The organism is Streptomyces sp. PsTaAH-124, assembly GCF_000373685.1.
GTDB classification, from domain to species: domain Bacteria; phylum Actinomycetota; class Actinomycetes; order Streptomycetales; family Streptomycetaceae; genus Streptomyces; species Streptomyces andamanensis.
Genome location: NZ_KB892177.1, coordinates 43,368 through 66,967, shown reverse-complemented (window position 1 = coordinate 66,967; position 23,600 = coordinate 43,368). Strand labels below are relative to the sequence as shown.

Annotated in this window: 20 protein-coding genes and 1 riboswitch; of the genes, 8 read left to right on the top strand and 12 right to left on the bottom strand. The window is 70.1% G+C overall.

Going from position 1 to position 23,600, the window contains the following annotated elements:
• Window positions 1-11 precede the first annotated feature (11 nt).
• The gene (locus B086_RS0122120) at window positions 12-599 is read left to right on the top strand and encodes a TIGR03086 family metal-binding protein (RefSeq protein ID WP_018568613.1); all 588 of its coding nucleotides are present in this window, start codon (window positions 12-14) and stop codon (window positions 597-599) included.
• Here the strand turns inward: B086_RS0122120 and B086_RS0122115 are convergent.
• A complete protein-coding gene (locus B086_RS0122115) occupies window positions 586-1,446 on the bottom strand; it encodes a thioesterase family protein (RefSeq protein WP_026252657.1) in 861 nt (286 codons plus the stop codon). The genes B086_RS0122120 and B086_RS0122115 overlap by 14 nt on opposite strands.
• 164 nt (window positions 1,447-1,610) lie before the next feature.
• On the opposite strand from B086_RS0122115, the gene B086_RS0122110 reads away from it, so the two are divergent.
• Window positions 1,611-2,855, top strand: coding sequence for an alpha/beta hydrolase (locus B086_RS0122110; RefSeq protein WP_018568611.1), 1,245 nt, complete (start codon window positions 1,611-1,613; stop codon window positions 2,853-2,855).
• On the opposite strand, the gene B086_RS0122105 is transcribed toward B086_RS0122110, so the two are convergent.
• The 10 genes from B086_RS0122105 to B086_RS0122060 form a co-directional block, all read right to left on the bottom strand.
• Window positions 2,764-3,420: a trimeric intracellular cation channel family protein gene (locus B086_RS0122105; RefSeq protein ID WP_018568610.1), complete on the bottom strand. Its 657-nt coding sequence runs from the start codon at window positions 3,418-3,420 to the stop codon at window positions 2,764-2,766. The two genes, B086_RS0122110 and B086_RS0122105, sit on opposite strands and share 92 nt — an antisense overlap.
• A 50-nt stretch (window positions 3,421-3,470) precedes the next feature.
• The gene (locus tag B086_RS0122100) at window positions 3,471-4,862 is read right to left on the bottom strand and encodes a M1 family metallopeptidase (RefSeq protein WP_018568609.1); all 1,392 of its coding nucleotides are present in this window, start codon (window positions 4,860-4,862) and stop codon (window positions 3,471-3,473) included.
• A gap of 93 nt (window positions 4,863-4,955) precedes the next feature.
• Window positions 4,956-6,356, bottom strand: coding sequence for an ABC transporter ATP-binding protein (locus tag B086_RS40525; RefSeq protein WP_018568608.1), 1,401 nt, complete (start codon window positions 6,354-6,356; stop codon window positions 4,956-4,958).
• Entirely contained in the window at window positions 6,353-7,450 is a 1,098-nt protein-coding gene (locus B086_RS0122090) for an ABC transporter ATP-binding protein (protein ID WP_018568607.1), read from the bottom strand. The genes B086_RS40525 and B086_RS0122090 overlap by 4 nt, the downstream gene beginning before the upstream one ends.
• A complete protein-coding gene (locus B086_RS0122085; RefSeq protein WP_018568606.1) occupies window positions 7,447-8,445 on the bottom strand; it encodes an ABC transporter permease in 999 nt (332 codons plus the stop codon). Before B086_RS0122085 ends, B086_RS0122090 begins: the two co-directional genes overlap by 4 nt.
• 107 nt (window positions 8,446-8,552) lie before the next feature.
• Complete coding sequence (locus B086_RS0122080; protein WP_026252656.1) at window positions 8,553-10,340, bottom strand: ABC transporter substrate-binding protein; 1,788 nt, start codon at window positions 10,338-10,340, stop codon at window positions 8,553-8,555.
• A gap of 68 nt (window positions 10,341-10,408) precedes the next feature.
• Window positions 10,409-11,416 (bottom strand): ABC transporter permease, encoded by a 1,008-nt coding sequence (locus B086_RS0122075; protein ID WP_026252655.1) that lies wholly within the window; start codon window positions 11,414-11,416, stop codon window positions 10,409-10,411.
• A 426-nt stretch (window positions 11,417-11,842) separates the two neighbouring features.
• Window positions 11,843-12,634: an enhanced serine sensitivity protein SseB C-terminal domain-containing protein gene (locus tag B086_RS0122070; protein WP_026252654.1), complete on the bottom strand. Its 792-nt coding sequence runs from the start codon at window positions 12,632-12,634 to the stop codon at window positions 11,843-11,845.
• Between the two features lie 138 nt (window positions 12,635-12,772).
• Entirely contained in the window at window positions 12,773-13,588 is an 816-nt protein-coding gene (locus tag B086_RS0122065; protein ID WP_018568602.1) for an enhanced serine sensitivity protein SseB C-terminal domain-containing protein, read from the bottom strand.
• A gap of 41 nt (window positions 13,589-13,629) precedes the next feature.
• Window positions 13,630-14,328, bottom strand: coding sequence for an AAA family ATPase (locus B086_RS0122060; protein ID WP_018568601.1), 699 nt, complete (start codon window positions 14,326-14,328; stop codon window positions 13,630-13,632).
• A 170-nt stretch (window positions 14,329-14,498) separates the two neighbouring features.
• Window positions 14,499-14,599: riboswitch (glycine riboswitch) on the top strand.
• A 166-nt stretch (window positions 14,600-14,765) separates the two neighbouring features.
• Between B086_RS0122060 and gcvT the strand changes: the two genes are divergently transcribed.
• From gcvT to B086_RS0122030, 6 genes are all read left to right on the top strand, one after another.
• Window positions 14,766-15,893, top strand: a complete 1,128-nt coding sequence (gene gcvT, locus B086_RS0122055; RefSeq protein WP_026252652.1) for a glycine cleavage system aminomethyltransferase GcvT — start codon at window positions 14,766-14,768, stop codon at window positions 15,891-15,893.
• A 108-nt stretch (window positions 15,894-16,001) separates the two neighbouring features.
• Window positions 16,002-16,379, top strand: coding sequence for a glycine cleavage system protein GcvH (gene gcvH, locus B086_RS0122050; RefSeq protein ID WP_018568599.1), 378 nt, complete (start codon window positions 16,002-16,004; stop codon window positions 16,377-16,379).
• A gap of 17 nt (window positions 16,380-16,396) precedes the next feature.
• Entirely contained in the window at window positions 16,397-17,659 is a 1,263-nt protein-coding gene (gene glyA, locus B086_RS0122045) for a serine hydroxymethyltransferase (RefSeq protein ID WP_018568598.1), read from the top strand.
• Window positions 17,660-17,752: 93 nt separating this feature from the next.
• Window positions 17,753-19,120, top strand: a complete 1,368-nt coding sequence (locus B086_RS0122040) for an L-serine ammonia-lyase (RefSeq protein WP_018568597.1) — start codon at window positions 17,753-17,755, stop codon at window positions 19,118-19,120.
• Window positions 19,121-19,210: 90 nt separating this feature from the next.
• Window positions 19,211-19,465: a type II toxin-antitoxin system VapB family antitoxin gene (locus B086_RS0122035; RefSeq protein ID WP_018568596.1), complete on the top strand. Its 255-nt coding sequence runs from the start codon at window positions 19,211-19,213 to the stop codon at window positions 19,463-19,465.
• The gene (locus tag B086_RS0122030; protein WP_018568595.1) at window positions 19,465-19,884 is read left to right on the top strand and encodes a PIN domain nuclease; all 420 of its coding nucleotides are present in this window, start codon (window positions 19,465-19,467) and stop codon (window positions 19,882-19,884) included. The genes B086_RS0122035 and B086_RS0122030 overlap by 1 nt, the downstream gene beginning before the upstream one ends.
• A gap of 51 nt (window positions 19,885-19,935) precedes the next feature.
• Here B086_RS0122030 and B086_RS0122025 read toward each other — a convergent pair whose 3' ends face one another.
• Window positions 19,936-23,484, bottom strand: a complete 3,549-nt coding sequence (locus tag B086_RS0122025; RefSeq protein WP_158690409.1) for a hypothetical protein — start codon at window positions 23,482-23,484, stop codon at window positions 19,936-19,938.
• Between the last annotated feature and the right edge of the window lie 116 nt (window positions 23,485-23,600).

Here is a 23,600-nt window from a genome sequence, read left to right as displayed (position 1 = left end):
AGGAAGCGCTCATGAACACCGCCGACCCCCGTGCCGCCTACGCCCGCGCCACCGAGCAGGCCGCCGCGCTGATCAGGGCCGTACGCCCGGAGCAGCTCACGGACCCGACGCCGTGCACCGAGTTCGACGTCCGGGCGCTGCTGGGCCACATCGTGGGCGGCACCCTGCGGATCGCGGTCGCCGGGGAGGGCGGGGACGGGCTCTTGGTCGACCCCTCCGCCGTGGTCGTCGCCGACGACGACTGGTCCGGCGCCTACGAGGAGGCGCGCGGCCGGGCCGTGAAGGCGTGGGAGCCCGAGGAGCGGCTGACCGCGCCGGTGCGGGTGCCGTGGGGCGAGGTGCCGGGGCAGGCGGCGCTGGCCGGCTATCTGATGGAGCTGGTGGGGCACACCTGGGACCTCAACGAGGCCGTCGGCCGCCCCCTGGCGCTGGACCCCGCGCTCTCCGAGGCCGCGCTCGACGCCGCCCGCCGGGTGCTGCCGGAGTCCGGGCGCGGGGACGACGTCCCGTTCGCCGACGCCCGTCCGGTGGCCGAGGGCGCCGACGTGCACGAGCGTCTCGCGGCCTGGCTGGGCCGGACCCCGGTCAGCCGAGCCTGACCCGGGCGAGCTGCCGGGACTGCGCCACCAGCCGCCCGGCCTCGTCCCAGACCTCGGCGTCCTCCTCCAGGAAGCCCCCGGCCAGGTTGCGGGTGGTGATCGACACCCGCAGCGGGCCCGGGGCCGGGCGGCAGCGGATGTGCACGGTCAGCTCGACGGTCGGGACCCAGCCCTTGAGCCCCAGCTCGAAGGCGGTGGGCGGCAGCGCGTCCACCGCGAGCAGCAGGGAGAGCGGGTCGGCGTCGCGGCCGTCGGCCAGGCCGAACCAGGCGCGCATCTCGCCCCGGCCGCTCGGCGCGCCGAGCGCCCAGCCCAGGGTGGCGGGGTCCAGCTTGAGCATCAGCCGGTCGGCGATGGCGGAGCTGCCGTCGACCGGGGCGGGCCCGTCCTCGGGGCCGAAGCACTGCGCGGCGGGCGGCAGGGTGGGCGGCTCGGCCGTGGTGCGCACGTCGTCGGGGAGCGCGTCCAGGTCGCCGTAGGAGGCCAGGACGCGGATGCGCTCCACCTCGGTGCCGTCCTCCTCCTGCTGGAAGAGCGAGGCCTGGCCGGTGGAGAGGGTGCGGCCGGTGCGGACCACCTCGGTGCGCACCACGGCGGGGCCGGGCCGGGAGGCGGTCAGGTAGTGCGCGGAGACGGTGAAGGGGTCGCTGTGCGGCAGGGCGTCCGCGAGCGCGCGGCCGAGGACGGCCAGCAGATAGCCGCCGTTGACGGCGTTGATGATCGTCCAGCCGGCGGAGAGGTCGATGTCGTAGACGCCGGGGGCGCGCCGGACGACGGCGGTGTCCCGGTCGAACTCGCTGTCGCCGATCGTGGCCCGCACGGCCGGGGCAGAGGCTGCATCTGGCATACCGGAACGGTACAACAGCAAACTACTAAGCGGTAGCTTTCAGCCTGACGGCCGGATGACAGCTGTGTGACGGATGATGTCCGCTGCGTGAGTGTCGGCAATTTCTCGGTAAGTGTCCGCACTCGTCCGTAAACCCGGGGCCCCGGTTTTCCCTCTACGGGGACATGAGCCTCACCGGGACTCCGTTCCTGTACACCACCATCGCCCTCGCCGTGATCGCCCTGGTCCTGCCGTTCGTCCTGTGGACCCGCACCCGGGGCCCCAAGGTGCTGCGCACGGCCCTGCGGGGGCTGATGCTGCTGTTCGCCCAGGCCACCGCCATCACCCTGGTCTTCGTCCTGGTGAACAACAGCAACAACCTCTACGACAACTGGGACGACCTGCTCGGCACCGGCAACCATGTGCAGCAGGCCGCCGACCTGGGCGCGGACGGCACCGGCGGGATCGCCTACCGCAAGCTGCCCAAGGTCCGCCAGACGTTCTCCGCGGCCGACGGGCCGTCCATGGGCGCGGCCGGAGGGGTCCGGGTCACCCAGCTCAAGGGCCGGGTCTCCGGGGTGGACGCCGAGGTCTACGTCTGGCTGCCGCCGCAGTACGACGACCCGGCGTACCGCGACAAGAAGTTCCCGGTGGTGGAACTGCTGTCCGGCTACCCCGGCTCCGCCAAGGCGTGGTTCGGCTCGCTGCACGTGCACCAGCAGCTCGAACCGCTGATGCGCTCCGGCCAGGTCGCCCCGTTCATCCTGGTCTCCCCGCGCACCAACGTGATAGCCAAGGCGGACACCGGCTGCGCCAACATCCCGGGCACCGTGAACGCCGACACCTGGCTGAGCATCGACGTACCGAAGATGATCACGGACAACTTCCGGGCCCAGGGCGCGCCCGACGGCTGGTCCACCGCGGGCTACTCGGCCGGCGCGCACTGCGCGGCCAAGCTCGCCGTCGCCCACCCCGACCGCTACCGGGCCGCGATCAGCCTGTCCGGCTACAACGACCCGATCGGCGAGAGCGCCTCCCTGGCCGCCCAGAGCCCCGCCCTGCGCCAGGCCAACAACCCCTACCTGCTGCTGAAGAAGGCCCCCACCCCGCCGCGCGTCTCGCTCTACGTCTCCGGCGAGCCGGGCGACGGCTACCAGGCCGGGGTTGCCCTGGCCCAGGTGGCGAAGGCGCCGACGAAGGTGCACGTGGTCTATCTGCCGCGCAGCGCCGGCGGGCACAGCATGGCGCTGTGGCGGCCCCAGGTGCCCACCGCGTTCCGCTGGCTGACCGCGGAGCTGAGCCACAAGCCGTCCGGGAAGCAGGGGCACACCGGCCCGGCTACTCCTCACGGACGGTCGAACGCCGGTTCCACGCCCGCGGAGCTCGCCAGTGGTACTTCATCGCGAGCAGGCGGAGCGCGAAAGCCGTGACCACCGCGAGCCCGCTGGTGAACGGGGTCAGCATGTCGTAGTGGATGCACAGCACCACCATGGTGGAGCCGACGATCGCCGGGACCGCGTACAGGTCGCGGTCCCAGCGCAGCAGTGAGGGCACCTCGTTGGCGAGCACGTCGCGCAGCACACCGCCGCCCACGGCGGTGGCCAGGCCCAGGGTGGCCGACGAGGTGAGGCCGAGCCCGTAGTCGTACGCCTTGACCGTGCCCGAGACGCAGAACAGGCCGAGGCCGGCCGCGTCGAAGACGTACACCGCGCGCTGGATGCGCTCCACGTGCGGGTGCAGGAAGAAGACCACGAGCGTGGCGAGCAGCGGCGTCAGGAAGTAGCCGAGGTCGGTGAAGGCGGCCGGGGGCACGGCCCCGATGACGATGTCGCGGAACAGCCCTCCGCCCAGCGCGGTGACCTCGGCGAGCACGGCGATGCCGAAGACGTCGAAGTTCTTGCGGACGGCCAGCAGCGCGCCGGAGATGGCGAACACGAAGATGCCGACGACGTCCACCGTGTGCTGGACGGAGGGGCTGAACAGTTGCTGAAGCACCCCCTATTCTTACGCGGGGCGCGGCCGGGTCCGGACCGGACGCGGGGCCCCTACAGCGCGGGCTTGCCCGGGGTGGAGAGCCAGGCGCGGAAGAAGTCGCCGAGCCGCTGCCCCGAGACCTGCTCCGCGAGCCGCACGAAGTCGGCGGTCTCGGCGTTGCCGTAGCGGTGCTGGGACGTCCAGGCGGGCAGCAGCCGGAAGAACGCCTTGTCGCCGATGCGTTCGCGCAGCGCCTGGAGGGTCATGGCGCCCCGGTCGTAGACCGCGCCGTCGAACATGGTGTCGCGCTGCGGGTCGGCGATCCTCAGCTGCCAGAAGGAGTCGTCGGCCGGGATGGCGTCGTACTCGGCGCGGAAGGAGTCGTGCGCCGAGCGGGTGCCCTTGTGCTCGCTCCACAGCCACTGCGCGTAGCTGGCGAAGCCCTCGTTGAGCCAGATGTCCTTCCAGTGCTTCACCGACACCGAGTCGCCGAACCACTGGTGGGCCAGCTCGTGCACGATGGTCGTCTCGTTGCGCACGGCCGAGTAGGCGGGCTTGCTCTGCACCTCCAGCGAGAACCCGGCCTGCGGCATGTCGTCGACGATCGCGCCGGTCTCCTCGAAGGGGTACGGCCCGAAGACCTGCGACCAGTAGTCGGTGGCGGCGGCGGTCACCGCGTACACGTCGACCTTGTTGCTGTCCTTCAGCTTGGGGTCGATGGCCACGTACATCGGGATGCCGCCGGGCGTCCGGCCGGTGCGCACATCGAACTTCCCGATGGTGGCGGTCGCCAGATAGCTCGCCATCGGCCGGCTCTCGCGCCAGTGCGTGTACGTCGAGCCGCCCCTGTCGTACGTGGCGACGAGGCGGCCGTTGGACACCCCGGTCAGGCCCTTGGGCGCCTTGATCCGGATGTCGTAGGTGGCCTTGTCCGAGGGGTGGTCGCTGGAGGGGAACCAGGTGGAGGCGGCGTTGGGCTCGCACGCCACGAAGACGCCGTCCGCGGTCTTCATCCAGCCGTACTGGGAGCCGAACACGATGGGGCCGCTGAGCGGCTCGGGTATGCCCCCGTAGGTGACGGACACCGTGAAGGTCCGGTTCTTGCCCAGCACACCGCGCGGGGTGATGCGCAGCTCGTCGCCGTCCCGGCTGAAGCGGGCGGCTCTGCCGTTCACCTCGACCCGGGTGACCTCCAGTTTCTGGAGGTCCAGGTCGAAGGAGGACAGGTTCTCGGTGGCGCGCGCGGTGAGCGTGGTGCGGCCGTCGAGGCGGTCGGTGTCCGGGTTGTACGCGATGTCGAGGTCGTAGTGGCGGGCGTCGAAGCCGCCGTTGCCCAGCCGGGGGAAGTAGGAGTCGCCGATGCCGGGGGCGCCGTGGGTGGGGGCGGAGGATGCGGCGACGGCGAGGAAGGAGGCCGCCGCGGTCGCGACGGCCCCCAGACGTGCCGAACGGGAGAGTGCCATGAATCGTCCCTTCGCGCGTGGACCGGTTGATCACACGGACTGGGACGACTCTGCGCTCTCCCGTTCGGTCATGAGCATGACTTTGCCAAGTCGTCACGCCTGGGGTGTCGTGCCTCCGTCACCGGCCGCCTTGCGGTCCTCGGCACCGGTGTCCTCCGAGGCAGCGGGCTCGTCGGACCCGCCGGAGGCGGCGGCCTCCGCCGTCTCGGCGGGCTCGGCGGCTTCCGCCGTCTTGGCGGACTTCGCGGGCTCGGCGGGCTCGGCCGCTTCCGCCGCCTCGGTGGACTCTGCGGGTTCGGCGGGCGCGGTCGGCTTCGCGGGCCCGGTGGGCTCCGCGACCTCCGCCGCCACCGCCGCCGAGGTCTCGGCCGACTTGGCCAGCACCTCCTCGGACACCAGCTCGGCCGCCTCCTTCGCGGCCGACAGCAGCACGGTGTCCTGCGGTGCCTGGTCCTCGAAGTTCTCCGGGTGGTGGCAGGCCACCCGCTGACCGGGCTTCAGCTCCACCAGCGCGGGCTCGGTGGTCCGGCAGACCTCCGTCGCCTTCCAGCAGCGGGTGTGGAACCGGCAGCCGCTCGGCGGGGAGATCGGCGAGGGCACGTCGCCCTGGAGCAGGATGCGCTCGCTCTTGGCGTTCTTGCGGCGCGGGTCCGGGATCGGCACCGCCGACATCAGCGCCTTGGTGTACGGGTGCATCGGCGCCCGGTACAGCGAGTCGCGGTCGGCCAGCTCGACGACCTTGCCCAGGTACATCACCGCGATCCGGTCCGACACATGGCGGACCACCGACAGGTCGTGCGCGATGATCACGTACGTCAGGCCCAGCTCCTGCTGGAGGTCGTCCAGCAGGTTGACGACCTGGGCCTGGATCGACACGTCCAGCGCGGAGACCGGCTCGTCGGCCACCACCAGCTTCGGCTTGAGCGCGAGCGCGCGGGCGATGCCGATGCGCTGGCGCTGGCCGCCGGAGAACTCGTGCGGGTAGCGGTTGTAGTGCTCGGGGCTGAGCCCGACCACCGACAGCAGCCGCTGCACCTCCTTCTTGATGCCGCCCTCGGGCTCGACGCCCTGGAGCCGGAAGGGGGCGCCGACGATGCTGCCGATGGTGTGCCGGGGGTTCAGCGACGAGTACGGGTCCTGGAAGATCATCTGCACATCGCGGCGCAGCGGACGCATCCCGCCGACCCCGAGGTGGGTGATGTCCTTGCCCTCGAACTCGATGTGGCCCGCGGTGGGTTCGAGCAGCCGCGTGATCAGCCGGCCCATCGTCGACTTGCCGCAGCCGGACTCGCCCACGACACCGAGGGTCTCGCCGGAGCGCACCTCGAAGTCGATGCCGTCCACGGCGCGCACCGCCCCGACCTCGCGCTGGAGCAGGCCCTTCCTGATGGGGAAGTGCTTCTGCAACCCGCTCACCCGCAGCAGGACCTCACCGGGGGCGGTCTCCTCGGTGGCCACCGCAGTGCCCTTGGCGTTCTTGGCGTTCTCGCTCACAGCTTCGGCGCAATCTCTTCGGTCCAGATCCGCTGCCGCTGCTCCTGCGACATGTGGCAGGCGGCCCAGTGCTTGCCGCCGACCTCGGTCAGCTCGGGGCGCACCGTGCGGGTCACATTGTCCTTGGGCACGTCGGCGTACGGACAGCGCGGGTTGAAGGCACAGCCGGAGGGGACGTTGATCAGGGAGGGCGGGGACCCCTTGACGGGGATCAGCCGTTCCTGCTGCTCGCGGTCCAGACGCGGCATCGAGCCGAGCAGCCCCCAGGTGTAGGGGTGGCGGGGCTCGTAGAAGACCTCCTCGGCCGGGCCGCGCTCCACGCACCGGCCGCCGTACATCACCAGGATGTCGTCGGCGAGTTCGGCGACGACGCCCAGGTCGTGGGTGATGACGATGACCGCGGAGCCGAACTCCTTCTGGAGGTCCCGGATGAGGTCGAGGATCTGCGCCTGCACGGTGACGTCCAGGGCGGTGGTCGGCTCGTCCGCGATGAGCAGCTCGGGGTTGTTCACCAGCGACATCGCGATCATCGCGCGCTGGCGCATCCCGCCGGAGAACTCGTGCGGGTAGCTGTCCACCCGCTTGTCCGGCTGCGGGATGCCCACCCGGTCGAGCATCTCGACCGCGCGCCTGCGGGCGGTCTTCTTGTCGACGTCGTGGTGGATGCGGTACGCCTCCACGATCTGCTGACCGATCGTGAAGTACGGGTGCAGCGCGGACAGCGGGTCCTGGAAGATCATCGCCATCTCGCGGCCACGCAGCTTGCGCACGTGGTCGGGGTCGGCGGAGAGCAGTTCCGTGCCGTCCAGCCAGATCTCGCCCGAGATCCGCGCCTTGCGCTTGCCGTACTGGCCGGCGGTGTGCAGGCCCATGATGCCGAGCGAGGTCACCGACTTGCCGGAGCCGGACTCGCCCACGATGCCGAGGGTCTTGCCCTTCTCCAGCTGGAAGCTGAGCCCGTCGACGGACTTGACCAGGCCGTCGTCGGTCGGGAAGTGCACCTTCAGGTCGCGTACTTCCAGGAAGGCGGTCGGTGCGGCCGGGGCCGCGGTGGGCTCGCCCACCGCCGCGCCCGTCTTGCTGAGTTCGGTCATGCCAGCCTCACTCGGGGGTCGATCACGGCGTAGAGGACGTCCACCACGAGGTTGGCGACGAGCACCGCGAGGGAGGTGATCAGGGTGACGCCCAGGATGATGGGCAGGTCCTGGTTCTTGATGCCGTTGAGCACCGCCTGGCCGAGGCCCGGCAGGCTGAACGTGGTCTCGGTCAGGATCGCGCCGCCGATCAGGGCGCCGAGGTCCATGCCGAGCATGGTCAGGATCGGGGTCAGCGTCGAGCGCATGGCGTGCTTGCCGATGACGGTCTGCTCGCGCAGGCCCTTGGCGCGGGCGGTGCGGATGTAGTCCTCGCCGAGGATCTCCAGCATCGTGGCCCGGGTGATGCGCGCGTACATGGCCGCGTAGAGGAAGGCCAGGGTGATCCAGGGCAGGATCATGCCGCCGAGCCAGCCGGTGAAGCTGTCGCCGATGGGCACGTACTGGCCGTCGATCCAGCCGAGGCCGTAGCTGAAGACGGCCAGGGAGAGCAGGCCGGTGAAGTAGATCGGCAGCGAGACGCCGCTCAGGGCGACCACCATCGCGCCGCGGTCCCAGATGCTGCCCCGCTTGAGGGCGGAGAGCACACCGGCGGCGACACCGAAGACCAGCCACAGCACCGCGGCGCCGAGCGCGAGTCCCAGGGTCACCGGGAAGCGGTCGGTGAGCACCGGCCAGATGGCCTGCTCGCTCTTGAAGGAGTAGCCGAAGCACGGGGCGGCGCAGTGGGTGACGTCGCCGCCGCCCACATAGGTGCGGCCCGCGAAGATCCCCTGGAAGAAGTGCCAGACCTGGGTGTAGACCGGGGCAGCCAGGTCGAGCTTCTGCCGGACACCCTCGACGGCGGCCGGGTCGGCCTGTTTGCCCACGAAGCTCAGGGCGATGTCGACGCCCGCCCACTTGGGGACGAGGAAGAAGATGCTGAAGACCACCACGATGATGACCACCAGCATCACTGCGGCGGCGAACAGCCGCCTGATGAGGTAAGCGAGCACAGCTTACGGCCCGCCGCGGACCGCGGGCCCGGAGGTCTTCCGGAGCCCGCGGTCACGCCGCGCCGGCCTTCACCTGCCTTTCGTGCGGTACGGCGGGTGTGCCGGGTCTACTTCGAGGAGGACAGGCCGAGGTTGACGAAGTCGTAGTACCCGCTGTACGCGTTCGTCGTGTACACGTTGGCCAGTCGCGAGGAACGCCAGTTCAGGAGCTTCTCGAAGACGAAGGGCAGGTAGTAGCCGCCCTCCATGACCTTGTGGTTGATCTGGGTGGCGAGCTCCGCCTTCTTCGCCTCGTCCAGCGTGGTGCCGTACTGGTCGAAGAGGCCGTCGATCGACTTGTCGTTGATCAGGGCGTAGTTGTTGTTGCCGCTCTGGAGGGTGTAGCGGCTGTCCCACAGCGGCACGCCGTAGCCCTGGACGGTCGGGAAGTCCGGGCCCCAGCCCATGATGATGATGCCGAACTTCTTCTTCTCGACGTTCGAGGGGCTGCCGATGATGCCGGCGGTCTGCGAGCCGTCGTACTGGTAGATCTCCGCGTCGATGTTGATCTTCTTCAGCGACGCCTGGAGCGACTGGGCGGTGGCCACCTCGACCGGCTTGTTGTTGCGGACCGCGATGGTGGTCTTGAAGCCGTTCGGCTGGTTGCAGGCCTTCAGCTCTTCCTTGGCCTTCTCGATGTTGCCGTTCTTGCCGGCCCCGGCCAGCTCGTACGGGTCGTACTTCTGGCCCTCGCCACCGGCGACGGACGGCGGCAGCATGTTGGTGCCGATGTCACCGCCGGCCACCGGGCCGCCGCGGGCCGTCTGGAGCGAGACGTGGTCGGCGCCGTAGATCACGGCCTTGCGGCAGTGCTCGTTGTCGAACGGCTTGACGCTCTGCGGGAAGACCGCGTAGCGGATGAAGCCGGAGACCGGGTTGTCCAGGTTGCCCTTGTGCTGCTTCAGGGCGATCTGGCGGCCCTGCGGCGACAGACCGGTCTGGCTCAGGTCCAGGTCGTAGTCGCCGTTGATCAGGCGCTGGTCCAGGTCGTTGGCGTTGGTGAAGAGCTTGATCGACACCTTGTCCGGGTACGCCTTGCGGACCGGGTCCGAGGACGCCTTCCAGTTGGTGTTGCGCACCAGCACGAGGCTCTTGCCCGGGTCGTAGGACTCGAACTTGTACGGGCCGGAGGAGAACGGGTGCAGGCCGTACTTCGACTTGGTGTCCTTGTCCTGGCGGACCGGGGAGGCCGAGGTCAGCGCCAGCATCTGGATGAAGTCGGAGTTCGCCGTGGGCAGGTGGAAGACGATCGTCTTGTCGTCCGGCGTGTCGATCGCCTTCAGGCCCAGGTGGTCGGCGGCCTTGTCCTTGTACGGGCCCGGGTAGGTCTTCTTCGGGTCCAGCGCCTGCTGGAGGTAGATCGGACCGCCGGACAGGACGTCCTGGGCCCAGACGCGCTCGATGCCGTACTTGATGTCCTTGGAGGTGATCGGCTTGCCGTCCTCCCACGTGGACCCGTCGCGCAGCGTGAACGTGTAGGTCTTGCCGCCGTCGGTGACCTTGCCGGTGTCCGTGGCCAGGTCCGGGGTGAGCTTGGCGCCGTCGGCGCCCGGGGCGGTCGAGTAGGTCAGCAGCTGGCGGCTGTAGTAGCGCGAGAAGTCCCACATGAAGCCGTAGTAACCGCGTGTGGTGTCCCACGAGTCGGCGTCCTGGGTGCCGGCGAACTTCAGCTCGCCGCCCTTCTTGACCTTCGACGCGTTGACGACCTTGTTGTTCGCCGCGTCAAAGCCGGCGGCGCCGCTCTTCGAGCCGCCGTCGTCGCCGCCGCCGCACGCCGCCGTGGTCAGCAGTCCTGCGACCACGGCCGCAGCGGCCAGTGCCTTCTTGCGCCGCCCTGAGGTGCGTTGGGTAGTCACGATCTCGGTTCCTCCGGAATTGATGAGAGACCCCGTGCATGCGCCACGGGTCGCTTGGATACGGCGGTTCAGCGGGAGCCCTTGGGATCCAGCGCGTCCCGCACGCCGTCGCCGAAGAGATTGAAGGCGAGGACGGTGATGAAGATCGCCACGCCGGGGATCACCATGTACATGGGGTCCGAGTCGTAGTAGTCGATCGCGCTCGACAGCATCTGTCCCCAGGAGGCCGTCGGAGGCTTGACGCCCACGCCCAGGAAGCTGAGGGCCGCCTCGGTGAGGATGTTCGTCGGGATCATCATCGTCGTGTACACGATGATGGGGGCGACGAGGTTGGGCAGCAGCTCCTTGAACAGGATGTAGAACCGCCCGGCGCCCAGCGAGCGCGCCGCCTCGACGTACTCGCGCTCCCGGAGCGAGAGCGTCTGGCCGCGCACCACCCGGCCGATGTAGGGCCAGCCGAAGAAGCCGATGACCAGCACCATCACGAACACGCGCACACTCGACCCGGTCAGTCCCAGCATGTCGTTCGGCATGACCGAGACCAGCGCGATGATGAAGAGCAGCTGCGGGAAGGCCAGCAGGCCGTCCATGACCCGGCTGACGACGGCGTCCACCCAGCCGCCGAAGAAGCCGGCCAGGATGCCGAGGACCGTGCCGAGCACGACGGCGACCAGCGCGGACAGGAAGCCGACCAGGAGCGAGATCTGCGCGCCGTAGAGGATGCGGGCGAAGATGTCGCGGCCGTTGACCGGCTCGACACCCAGCAGATGGTCGCCGCTGATGCCGCCGAGGGAGCCCGTGGGCGTGCCGAACAGCGGGTCGATCAGGTTCTCGTGGTAGAGATCCGGGTCCTGTCCGATCAGCTTGGCGAGCGCGGGTGCGAGCACCGCGACCACGATGAGCAGGAGCACGACGACGCCGCCCGTCAGGGCGAGCTTGTCCCGCTTCAGGCGCTCCCAGGCGATCCGCCCCAGGGACCGGCCCTGGACGGCCTTGGCGCCCGGGGCGGCCACCGCCGCCTCGTCGGCCGCGCTCGGGGCCGCTTCGGCGGTCGGCTCGTGCAATGGTGCCGTCATTAGGCAGGGACCCCTCTCAACCGGCGGTAGCCGGCCCGCACTTGCCGCTGTGGCGGCATCGTCAGTCCGTCGTACACAGAGGCGAACGCCCCTTGTTGCGGGAGTCTTCAACGGGCGGGCGATCTGTTGCCAGACTTGACGGTGAAAGGATGCGCAAACGTGATGCGGGTAGGGGGGTTCCGTTATCCGGACGCTGGGTAACGGGGGGCGGACGCGGGCCAGTTGGCGTTTTTCTCCGCAGAACCGGACCTTCCGACCTCATCTACGCGCGAAGAGGATCACAGGGCGTGTCGGCCGGTCGAGGCGGTACGCGTGGTTCCGGTTGTGGTGTCCGGTTCCGGTTCCGGTCACCGCTGCCGGGCCCGGCGGGCCGCCGGTGGCGGTCCCGGCCAGGGCCCCGGCCGCGGTTCCGGCCGCCGTTCCGGATCAGTGTCCGCCGGCCGGCGGGTAGCCGTAGCCGCCCGCGGCGGCCTGCCCGGCGCCGCCGTGCGCCTCGCGGTCGTAGAAGGGCCGCGCGTTCGCGCGCAGCCACATCACCACCGGGTCGTACTCGTCGGACATCACCACGGTCGAGACCGGCAGCCCGTCCGGGACGGCCGCCATGGACTGCTGCATCATCGAGCGCACCGAGTCGACGGCGGCCGGCGAGGTGTCGTAGACGTCCAGGCCGATGGCCAGATAAGGGGACCCGACGGCGGGCTGCACCCAGGTGCGGCGCAGCGAGCGCAGCGCGGGCGTGTGGTGGGCGGTCTGGGTGAGCAGCGCGTAGAACTGCGGGATCTCCAGGGCCGGTTCGGACAGTCTGAGCGGTCCGGCGGGCTGGCGGTCCAGGCCGGAGGCGATCCGGCGCAGATCCAGCCAGGGGATGCCGACGCCGCCGCCCGGGGCGTGCGGATTGAGCCAGAGGCCGAAGTGGTCGGGGTAGAGGGTGCGGGCGACGTCCAGCCCGTCCACCACCTCGTAGGAGCGCATCCAGCCGCTGGCCGACAGCTCCTGGGCGGAGGTGACGCAGGGCGCGTAGCCGTGGCCGCCGACCTCCATGTGGCCGTACTGGGCGTCGGGGGCACCGGCCTGGCCGTGCCAGAGCAGCATCCAGACCTGGCCGGTGGACGGGGTCGCGAGGGTGCGCAGCAGCGCTTCGTAGGCGTCGTACCGCCCGGGTGTCACCTGGCGGAGCATCTGCTCGACATGCCCGGCCGCGGTGTCGCTGGCGCTCACCATTTACCGCCCCTCCGTGTTGCCCTCGACCGGGCTGTGCGTCCAGCTTAAAGCCGTCCGGCGGCCCGGTCCGTGCCGCGGTCGCGCGCGCGGGCGGCGCCGGTCCGTGCCGCCGGCGTCCGCGCGCCCCCCGCCGTCTCAGTGTCCGTGTCCGTGCCCGTGCCCGTAGAAGGGCCTGACCTTCTCCCGCAGCCAGACGGCCACCGGGTCGTCCGTGATGTCCAGGAGGACCAGGTTGACCGGCCAGGCCGGGGGCGCGGCCGCCAGGGCGCGGCCCAGGGCGTCGAGCGGGCGGGCGCGCGCCTCGTCGTCCGCCGAGGTCAGCTCGACGCCGACGAACAGGACCGGGTCGGCGGTCTCGACGGCGGCCAGGCAGCGGCGGGCGGTGCGCACCACGCCGGCGGCGTCGAACGCGGCGGAGGCGGCGGACAGGAAGTCCACCGGGTCGTCCTGCCAGTCGGGTTCGTAGAGCCGGACCCGGCCGCCGGCGGCGGGGCCGTCCAGCGCGGTGCGGCCGGCCCGGCACAGTGCGGCCACGGCGGGCGGCGGCAGCGGCATTCCGGCCACGCCGTCCGGGTTGAGCGCGATGCCGACCTGGGCGGGCAGCCCGCGGGCGAACTCCACGGCGGGCGCGACGGTGTACGCCATGTGCGCGCCGACGACCTGGCGGAACTGCTCCTCGGAGCTGAAGACCGGTACGTACGCCTGGCCGTCGATCTCCAGCGTGGGCAGGTCGAGCGGGCCGCTGTCCGGGCCGCCGCCGTTCGGCAGCGGCACCCACAGGAAGCTGCGGCCGAGCACCTCGATGACGCGGCCGCCGGCCGTGGGGATGCCGAGGGCCGCGGAGAGCACCTCCTCCAGCTCGTTGCCGGGCCACCCGCCGTGCGGGTGGGGGTGCGCCTGTGCCGGGAAGTCCCCCGGAATGTCCGCGGAGAAGTCCGCCGGGAAGTCCATCTGCCTACCGCCTGCCGGAAACCACTGGTGTGACCGGAAGGTTATCGGGTGCCGGGGCCGGACCGGCCGGTGAAGGCGATCCGGCGCAGCCCGGCCGCCGCCGCGCGGTCCAGCAGCACCGCCGAGGCGCAGCCCCCGGGCAGCTCGCCGCGCTCCACCGCGGCCAGCAGCCGGGCGACGGACCTGCGGTGGCGGCCGAAGGCGTAGCGCGAGACCCGGCGGCCGCGCTCGCGCTGGCCGGTGAGCGCCGCCTCGGGGGCGACGTCCAGCAGGACCAGGTGGAGGGCGCCGCCGCGGCGGCGGGCGGCGCGGGCCAGCCAGCCGCGCACCCAGCGCTGGGTGCCGCAGTCGTGGACCACGACGCCCTCGCCGCCGCGCAGGGCGCGGCGCAGCGCGGCGTAGTGGGCGAGGCGGACCAGGGGGCGGTAGAGCGCGTAGGGCAGGCGGTGCGCCAGGCGGGCGTCCCAGCGGTCGCGGGTGTCCTGCGAGTCGATGCGGGGGCCGGGCGCGGCGCGGCGCATCAGCGTGGACTTGCCGCCGCCGGGCAGTCCGGTGACCACGACCACGTCGCCCGGTCCGAAGAGCAGGGCGTGCGGGGCGCGCCCTGCGCGCTCGCGCAGGTCGCGGACGACGGGGGCCAAGGGCCCGTCGCACCGCTCGCGGGCCGGGGCCCCCGGCTGTCCCGGCAGGGCGGGCGCCCGGGTGATCACGTACGCCGGCGCGGTCCTGTTCACCGTCATCGTCCTCCCCGGGGCGGTGACGGTTCACCTTCCCCTTGAGTGTAAAGAGAAGGTAATGGACGGTGTCTGCCGTTTCCGTGCGCGTTCTGCCACAGCACGGTTACAGATCCGGCCTGCCGTGAAGTGTCCGGGCATGCAATGATGTGCGCGCCAACTGCATACCGGCCGTTTGAATCCGCGCGGGAGAGTCCCCGGCAGCGTGTCTGCCCGGGGCGCCGAAGGAGCAAGTCCCTCCCTTGAATCTCTCAGGCACCGTTACCGCGCGGGCGAGGCACATCTGAAAAGCGGGCCGCCCGCCCTGCCGCGGCGGTCCCACCCAAGGTGCAAGCCGTGTCCGTCCGTCCTCGGTCGGTCGGTCATGGCGAACCTCTCAGGTTCCGATGACAGATGGGGAGGACACGCCCCGTCCTCGCCCGCCATGCCTGGGAGACCGACCGATGAGCAGTTCCGTGTCCCGTCCGCTCCGTCACACCGCCCTCGACGCGGTGCACCGCTCGCTCGGTGCCACGATGACCGACTTCGCCGGCTGGGACATGCCGCTGCGCTACGGCTCCGAGCGCGACGAGCATGTCGCCGTGCGCACCCGGGCCGGTCTGTTCGACCTGTCCCACATGGGCGAGATCACCGTGACCGGCCCCCAGGCCGCCGCCCTGCTGAACTTCGCGCTGGTCGGCAACATCGCCTCGGTCGGCGTCGGCCGCGCCCGCTACACCATGATCTGCCGCGCGGACGGCGGCATCCTGGACGACCTGATCGTCTACCGGCTCGCCGACACCGAGTACATGGTGGTGGCCAACGCCTCCAACGCCCAGGTGGTGCTGGACGCGCTCACCGAGCGGGCGGCGGGCTTCGACGCCGAGGTCCGCGACGACCGGGACGCCTACGCGCTGCTCGCGATCCAGGGCCCGGAGTCCTCCGGCATCCTGACGTCCCTCACCGACGCCGACCTGGACGGCCTGAAGTACTACGCGGGTCTGCCCGGCACGGTCGCCGGGGTGCCCGCGCTGATCGCGCGCACCGGCTACACCGGCGAGGACGGCTTCGAGCTGTTCGTGAAGCCGGAGCACGCCGTGGAGCTGTGGCAGGCGCTGACCAAGGCCGGCGCGGGCGCGGGCCTGGTGGCCTGCGGTCTGTCCTGCCGCGACACGCTGCGCCTGGAGGCGGGCATGCCGCTGTACGGGCACGAGCTGACCACCGGCCTGACCCCGTTCGACGCGGGTCTGGGCCGGGTGGTGAAGTTCGAGAAGGAGGGCGACTTCGTCGGCCGCGAGGCGCTGCTGGCCGCCGCCGGGCGCGCCGAGCAGGCCCCGCCGCGCGTCCTGGTCGGGCTGGTCGCCGAGGGCCGCCGGGTGCCGCGCGCCGGGTACTCCGTGGTGTCCGGCGGCGAGGTGATCGGCGAGGTCACCTCCGGCGCCCCCTCCCCCACCCTGGGCAAGCCGATCGCCATGGCCTACGTCGACGCCGCGCACGCCGCGCCGGGCACGGCCGGGACCGGCGTGGACATCCGGGGCAGCCACGAGCCGTTCGAGGTCGTGGCGCTGCCCTTCTACAAGCGGCAGAAGTGACACCGTCGAGCCACGGCCGACGGTGATCCGGGTCACCCGACCCGCCTCACGCATGCCCGCGCACTCCCTCATTCACCACCACTGACCCGCGTACAGGAGAATTCAGGCATGAACAACCCCCAGCAGCTGCGCTACAGCAAGGAGCACGAGTGGCTGTCGCCCGCCGAGGACGGCGTCGCGACGGTCGGCATCACGGAGTTCGCGGCCAACGCGCTCGGCGATGTCGTCTACGCCGACCTCCCGGCGGTGGGCACCACCGTGACCGCGGGCGAGACCTGCGGCGAACTGGAGTCGACCAAGTCGGTCTCCGACCTGTACTCCCCGGTCAGCGGTGAGATCACCGAGGCCAACCAGGACGTGGTGGACGACCCGTCGCTGGTGAACTCCGCCCCCTTCGAGGGCGGCTGGCTGTTCAAGGTCCGCCTCTCGGAGGAGCCGGCCGACCTGCTCTCCGCCGACGAGTACACCGCGCAGAACGCCGGCTGAGGGGCGGAGGGACACCGATGAGCGTTCTCGACACCCCCCTGCACGAGCTGGACCCGGACGTGGCCGCCGCGGTCGACGCGGAGCTGCGCCGCCAGCAGTCCACGCTGGAGATGATCGCCTCGGAGAACTTCGCTCCGGTCGCGGTCATGGAGGCGCAGGGCTCGGTCCTCACCAACAAGTACGCCGAGGGCTACCCGGGCCGCCGCTACTACGGCGGCTGCGAGCACGTCGACGTGGTCGAGCAGATCGCGATCGACCGGGTCAAGGCGCTGTTCGGCGCCGAGCACGCCAACGTGCAGCCGCACTCGGGCGCCCAGGCCAACGCGGCGGCGATGTTCGCGCTGCTCAAGCCGGGCGACACGATCATGGGTCTGAACCTCGCGCACGGCGGGCACCTGACCCACGGCATGAAGATCAACTTCTCCGGCAAGCTCTACGACGTCGTCGCCTACCACGTGGGCGAGGACGGCCAGGTCGACATGGCCGAGGTGGAGAAGCTGGCCAAGGAGTCCAGGCCGAAGCTGATCGTGGCCGGCTGGTCGGCGTACCCGCGGCAGCTTGACTTCGCCGCGTTCCGCCGGATCGCGGACGAGGTCGGCGCGTACCTGATGGTCGACATGGCGCACTTCGCCGGTCTGGTCGCGGCGGGCCTGCACCCCAACCCGGTGCCGCACGCCCATGTGGTGACCACCACCACCCACAAGACGCTGGGCGGCCCGCGCGGCGGTGTGATCCTCTCCACGGCCGAACTCGCCAAGAAGATCAACTCCGCGGTCTTCCCCGGTCAGCAGGGTGGCCCGCTGGAGCATGTGATCGCCGCGAAGGCCGTGGCCTTCAAGGTCGCCGCGGGCGAGGACTTCAAGGAGCGCCAGCGGCGTACCCTGGAGGGCGCCCGGATCCTGGCCGAGCGCCTGGTCCAGGAGGACGCCAGGGCGGTGGGCGTGGACGTGCTGTCCGGCGGCACCGACGTGCACCTGGTCCTGGTGGACCTGCGCCACTCGGAGCTGGACGGCCAGCAGGCCGAGGACCGCCTCCACGAGGTCGGGATCACCGTCAACCGCAACGCGGTCCCGAACGACCCGCGGCCGCCGATGGTCACCTCCGGCCTCCGGATCGGCACCCCGGCCCTGGCGACCCGCGGCTTCACGGCCGAGGACTTCACCGAGGTCGCGGACGTGATCGCCGAGGCGCTGAAGCCGTCCTACGACGCCGAGGCGCTCAAGGCCCGGGTGAAGGCCCTGGCCGACAAGCACCCGCTGTACCCGGGTCTGGACAAGTAAGACACCCCGAGGGGCACCGCGCACCGGCCGGCGACCCCGGCACCGCGCGGTGCCCCGCCCCTCGCACCACCCCCCGCATTGAGGAGTCCCCCCGTGGCCATCTCGGTCTTCGACCTGTTCTCGATCGGCATCGGCCCGTCCAGCTCCCACACGGTCGGCCCCATGCGCGCGGCCCGCATGTTCGCCCGCCGGCTGCGGAGCGAGGGGGTCCTGGAGCCGGTCGCCTCGCTGCGCGCGGAACTGTACGGCTCCCTCGGCGCCACCGGCCACGGCCACGGCACCCCCAAGGCGGTGCTGCTCGGCCTGGAGGGCGACTCGCCGCGCACGGTGGACGTGGAGAGCGCCGACGACCGGGTCGCGCGGATCAAGGAGTCCGGCCGGCTGAACGTGCTCGGCGAGCACGAGATCGCGTTCTCCTTCGACGACGACATGGTCCTGCACCGCCGCAAGGCCCTCCCCTACCACGCCAACGGCATGACCCTGTGGGCGTACGACGCCTCGGGCGCCGAGCTGCTCACCAAGACGTACTACTCGGTGGGCGGCGGCTTCGTCGTGGACGAGGACGCGGTGGGCGCCGACCGCATCAAGCTGGACGACACGGTCCTGAAGTACCCCTTCCGCACGGGCGACGAGCTGCTGCGCCTGACCCGCGAGACCGGTCTGTCGATCTCCGCGCTGATGCTGGAGAACGAGCGGGCCTGGCGCACCGAGGACGAGATCCGCACCGGCCTGCTGGAGATATGGCGGGTGATGCAGGCGTGCGTGACGCGCGGCATGAGCCGCGAGGGCATCCTGCCCGGCGGCCTGAAGGTGCGCCGCCGCGCGGCCGTCACCGCCCGCCAGCTCCGCGCCGAGGGCGACCCGGCCGCCCGCGCCATGGAGTGGATCACCCTGTACGCGATGGCGGTGAACGAGGAGAACGCGGCCGGCGGCCGGGTGGTCACCGCCCCCACCAACGGCGCGGCCGGCATCATCCCGGCCGTCCTGCACTACTACCTGAACTTCATCCCGGGCGCCGACGAGGAGGGCGTGGTCCGCTTCCTGCTGGCCGCCGGGGCGATCGGCATGCTCTTCAAGGAGAACGCCTCCATCTCCGGCGCCGAGGTCGGCTGCCAGGGCGAGGTCGGCTCGGCCTGCTCGATGGCGGCGGGCGCGCTCGCCGAGGTGATGGGCGGCACGCCCGAGCAGGTGGAGAACGCCGCCGAGATCGGCATGGAGCACAACCTCGGCCTCACCTGCGACCCGGTCGGCGGCCTGGTCCAGATCCCGTGCATCGAACGCAACGGCATGGCCGCCGTCAAGGCCGTCACCGCCGCCCGCATGGCCCTGCGCGGCGACGGCTCCCACAAGGTCTCCCTCGACAAGGTCATCAAGACCATGAAGGACACCGGCGCGGACATGTCGGTGAAGTACAAGGAGACGGCGCGGGGCGGGCTGGCGGTGAACATCATCGAGTGCTGACCCCTCACCTCCCCTCAAAGAGAAACGATATCGAGCAACACGAAGTAGCGGTATCATTTTTAGTCCTAGGCCTCTCCGGAAGGGACAACCATGGCCAGAACCGTCATCGACCTCGATGAGGACATGGTCGTCGAGGCCATGCGGATCTTCGGCACCAAGACCAAGGCCAAGGCCGTTCGTCTCGCCATGGAGGACGCGGTGAAGCGGCACCTGCGGCAGGAGTTCTTCGACGCCATGGACGCCGGAGAGCTGGACTTCAGCGAGATCGTCGAGTCGACCGGTCCACGCAACGCCGACGGTTCCCTCAAGGGCGGCAACGGTCGTGACGGAGGCCGGGCCGCCTGATGCAGGACCGCTACCTGATCGACAAGTCCGCGCTGGCCCGCTGGACCAAGCCGGACGTCAAGGAAGTCCTCAGGCCACTGCATGAGCGCTACTTGCTCGCCGTGTGCCGTCCGACCGAGTACGAGATGATCCACTCGGCACGGAACAGCTCGGAGGCAACGCGCATCAGCACGTGGCTCCATGCCTTCGACTACCTGCCCACCGGCGACGACGCCTTCGGCCGCGCCCTGGAGATCCAGCGCCACGCCCTCAACGCGGGCTTCCACCGGGCGCTGTCGCTCCCGGACCTGCTGATCGCCGCCACGGCTGAGACAAACCGCCGGACCGTCCTCCACTACGACGGCGACTTCGACATGATCGCCGCCCTCACGGGCCAGCCCACCGAATGGGTCGTCCCGCCCGGCAGCGCTGATCGGTGACCGGGCCGGCCTTATGGGGCCACGGTGCTGCATCCGGCCAAAGGCCGTCCTTCAATGTCCTCGCACCCTGGCAGCGTGTTCTTTGAACTCCGCCCTCCGCAATTGCTTCGTCTGCTGGGCAAGGCCAGCTTCCGCGACGGCGGCCAGCGCCGGAACGCGGTTCGAAAGGTCGGTGAAGTAGTCGATGAGGTGCTGATGCCTGGCAGAGTCCTCGCCCCACCACGAGTCGGCCCACGCGACCTCAGCAGCGATACGAGGGGCGGGTACACCAAGATCAAGAAGAAGCGGGCCAAGGCGTTCAAGTGTCTCGTTGCGCTGTCCCACGAGCGCTTCGAGCAGATTGTCGACAGTGACGGCGCCATCCCCGATCAGCCGCTCCGCCAGATCGCGGTCCGCGCCCACGAGTTGGACAAGCGGACTGTGGCCGATACACGTTAGGCCGGCACAGCGCAGGGCAAGCCGGTAGCGGTGAGGCCGGGGAAGCCGGTCCAGATGGAGGTCGCAGTCATCGGGCTCAGGCGCGGTGAAATAGCCGCGGTCGGCTATGTCGTCAAGGCAGCCGACGTACCACGCTTCCAGCAAGTCGGGATCGGATTCGGCGAGATGACCGAGGAGTTGACCCGCACTCCACTGGTCACGCTCGGGCAGGCGGGCAGGGCGGAGACGTTGTACGACGTCGCGCCAGGTGATTCGCCAGGATTCCGGTAGCGCGGGGCCGTGAGGTTGTCCGACCGCGAAGGTCACTGCCGCGCTACCGGCGACGACGGGGTCCGGATGGAGCAGAAGGCGGTACAGAACTTCGTTCGGCTCGTCGTGGAAGAAGATGGAACCGAGCAGCCAGGCGTCCTCCGCACGCATCGCCGCGACCACGAACGCAGTGGCCTCGTCGTCCTCAGCCCGACCGATGGCAGCCGTGATGGCACCGATCCTGAAACGAGGGTCGTCCAGCACGGAAGCGAGAACCTTGGTGGACAACGTGCCAGGTGAGGCAGTGAGCCATCCAACCAATGCAGCCCGGTGGACGACCGGGCTTCCGGCCGCCACCGCGGCTGCGTGCCAGGCAGCGGGATCAGTCAGATGAGGCACCATTCGATCGGCAAGCCAGATGCCGCCTCCGTGATCACCGGCTAGCTCACATTGCTCAGCCAGCACGTCGAATCTCGCGACCCCGCCAAGCGGTCCGAGGGCTGCGATCTTCTGAGCAAGGGATTCCACTGCAAGTGCCTTGCGCCGCGCGTATTCCTCCCGATTACATGCTTCGCCTCCCCACATCGAACTGGTGAAGGCGTCCAGATCCGGGTCGACATCCAGCGGCAGAAGATCACGTTCTTCACCCCCGGCGCGACGGTATGCGGCGTTGAGTATGCGTCGGGCACGGAGAGCAAGGCCAGGAAATTTCCTGAGCAAGTGGTGCAGCGTAGCCAGGATCAGGATGCCGCCTTTCGCGCCCTGTTTCTGCTGCTGCTCGTCGGGTTCGCCGTTGTGCGGCGCGAATCCTTCACCGAGCCGCACCCATGAAGCAGCCAAGTCGAGCAGTGGAACAACCGCGGCGGGGGCACTCCTCAGGCCGTCCGGCCCCCCTGCCTCCCCCACTACGGGAACGACTTGATCCCACAGGGAGATGAGCCGGATCAGGTTTTCGGCGCTCTCAACGCCTCGTGCGACGGTAACTGTCTTCGGATCACCTGGGTCAGACCAGCTCCCCGACATCTCAATGGCGAAGATGCCTTTCAGCACCTCGGTGGTTACAGCCCAGTCAGCTGGAGCGCGGTGAACCCGCAGCCAGCCCAAGACGGACTGCAGCAGTAGTCTCCGGATTTCGAACAAGGTGCCGAAGTCCGGGTCGACGATGTTGGCCAGGTCGTTGAGCACGCGCAGTGGGTGCTGCGGATTCGAATGTCGCGGGCGGTCGTCACCCACAGCAAGGTCGAGCAGACCAGTCACCGCTTCGGGCAACAGGTACTGAGTCGCTGACTGGGCGAGTTGACGGGCGGCCGCGTCACCCCGGGGGTCGACGGTGATGCCATGCACGGTCTCCGTTTCGCGCGGTTCGGCAAGGACGGTGCGAGCCTGAGCGACCGCGAACTGCGCAGCCTCCCGGCCCAGGCGAGCGTATTCGGATACCAGCGCGAAAGTGTCGAGGCTCCACTCGGTCGGCGCAGGCAGTGTTCGGACCCAGTTGTCCGCAACCGTTCGAGCCTCTGGTGAGGCCGAGACCCGAGCAGCGGACAATGCAGCCGAGACGAGGTCGGGGATCCGCTCCGGAAAGGCGCGCCAGAGAGTGGCCCATGGCCGGTTCGCCGGACTCGTGAAGAACCACCGGGCGATCAGCGGCGCACGCAGCGATGGCTGTAGTTGCCAGACGGCATGGACCGTCTCGACGAGGCCATTGCGTGCGAGACGCTCCATCAGGCGGGACATCTTGGCCGGCGGTTCGCCGACGAGCGGCGCAAGCAGGTACAGCGTCTCGGTCGAAGCACCTCCCAGTGCCGCCACGCAGGCCAGCGTGTCGACAGCCGTCTCGGACTCCGTGATGCGGCGGAGGTGTCGTTCTACGTACCCCAGATGCGCTGTGCCGTTGACCACCTGGCGTCGCTCGCCCTGCGAGAACATCTGGCACAGAGTGACGGCCCAGCCTGGGCGTCCAGCGGCCTGATCAAGGACAATTGACCGGGCCCGGTGTCCGGTGACGCCCAGGGAAGTGACCAGCGTGTTCATGTCGGAACGCTCCAACAGATCGAGGTCAAGCCGGACGGCGCCCGGCAGAGCGCTCATCACGTCGTCCGCCCTGTCGGGCCAGGTCGTCGCGATGACGGCAAAAGCCTGATCCACCCCATGTCGCGCTCGTCGCAGCATGCGCATCTCATCGTCGCGGGTATGGGCGTCGTCGACGACGACGGCAGCGGGGCCGGCCAGCAAGAGCTCGTCCACAAGCCGGTCTGCCTGTGCCTGTTCCAGGTAGACGACCTTGCCGTTCAGCTCGGTGGTGAGCCGGGTCTTCCCTACACCGGGCACGCCCACCACCACGATGTCCCGACCGTCGGCCACAGCCTCGTTCAGGGTGGCGAGATCGCACTCACGTCCCAGTAGACCACCTCGATCACCGGGGGCTTCCGTAAAATCCAGTGGGCGGTCGCGCAGAGTGCCCAGCTCTCCTCTGATGCCAAGGAGTCTGAATCGCCACAACGGCTCCCTGACAAGGCGTTCAGTGAACCAGTCAAGGGCATAGATGTGCGGTTCCAGGAGGCCGCGATCAGTGCACAACCGGTCCAAGGACTCGCGTTTGGTTGCGTCAAGCGGCCGTGAGCAGGCCACCACCACAAGATCTGCCCGCACTCCCTCTTCGCGCATTCGGCGAAGACCTCTCCGCAGATTCGCCACAGGATCACCCGTGGTGACAAGCAGACGCCCACGCGCATCCACATCCTTAGGGCCCCAAGGAAAGTAGATGTCGGCGTCGCGGCCAAAGTCATGGCCGCCCTCGACTGCGGAGAGACCCGGGTACTGAGACTGTAGGAGCGCACAAGCACAGCGCTCAAACTCCGTCGGATGGATGGCTTGGTCGATCAGCGCCCGACGCACGCGTGCCACGAGATCCATGAAAATTCACCCTACGCGCACGATTGCGGCACTGGCACCCGATTCCTATTCCGTACCCACCTTGTCGGGACGGCGCGAGCCTCGGATAGCCGGGGCGGCGCGTGCGCCGTGTTCGG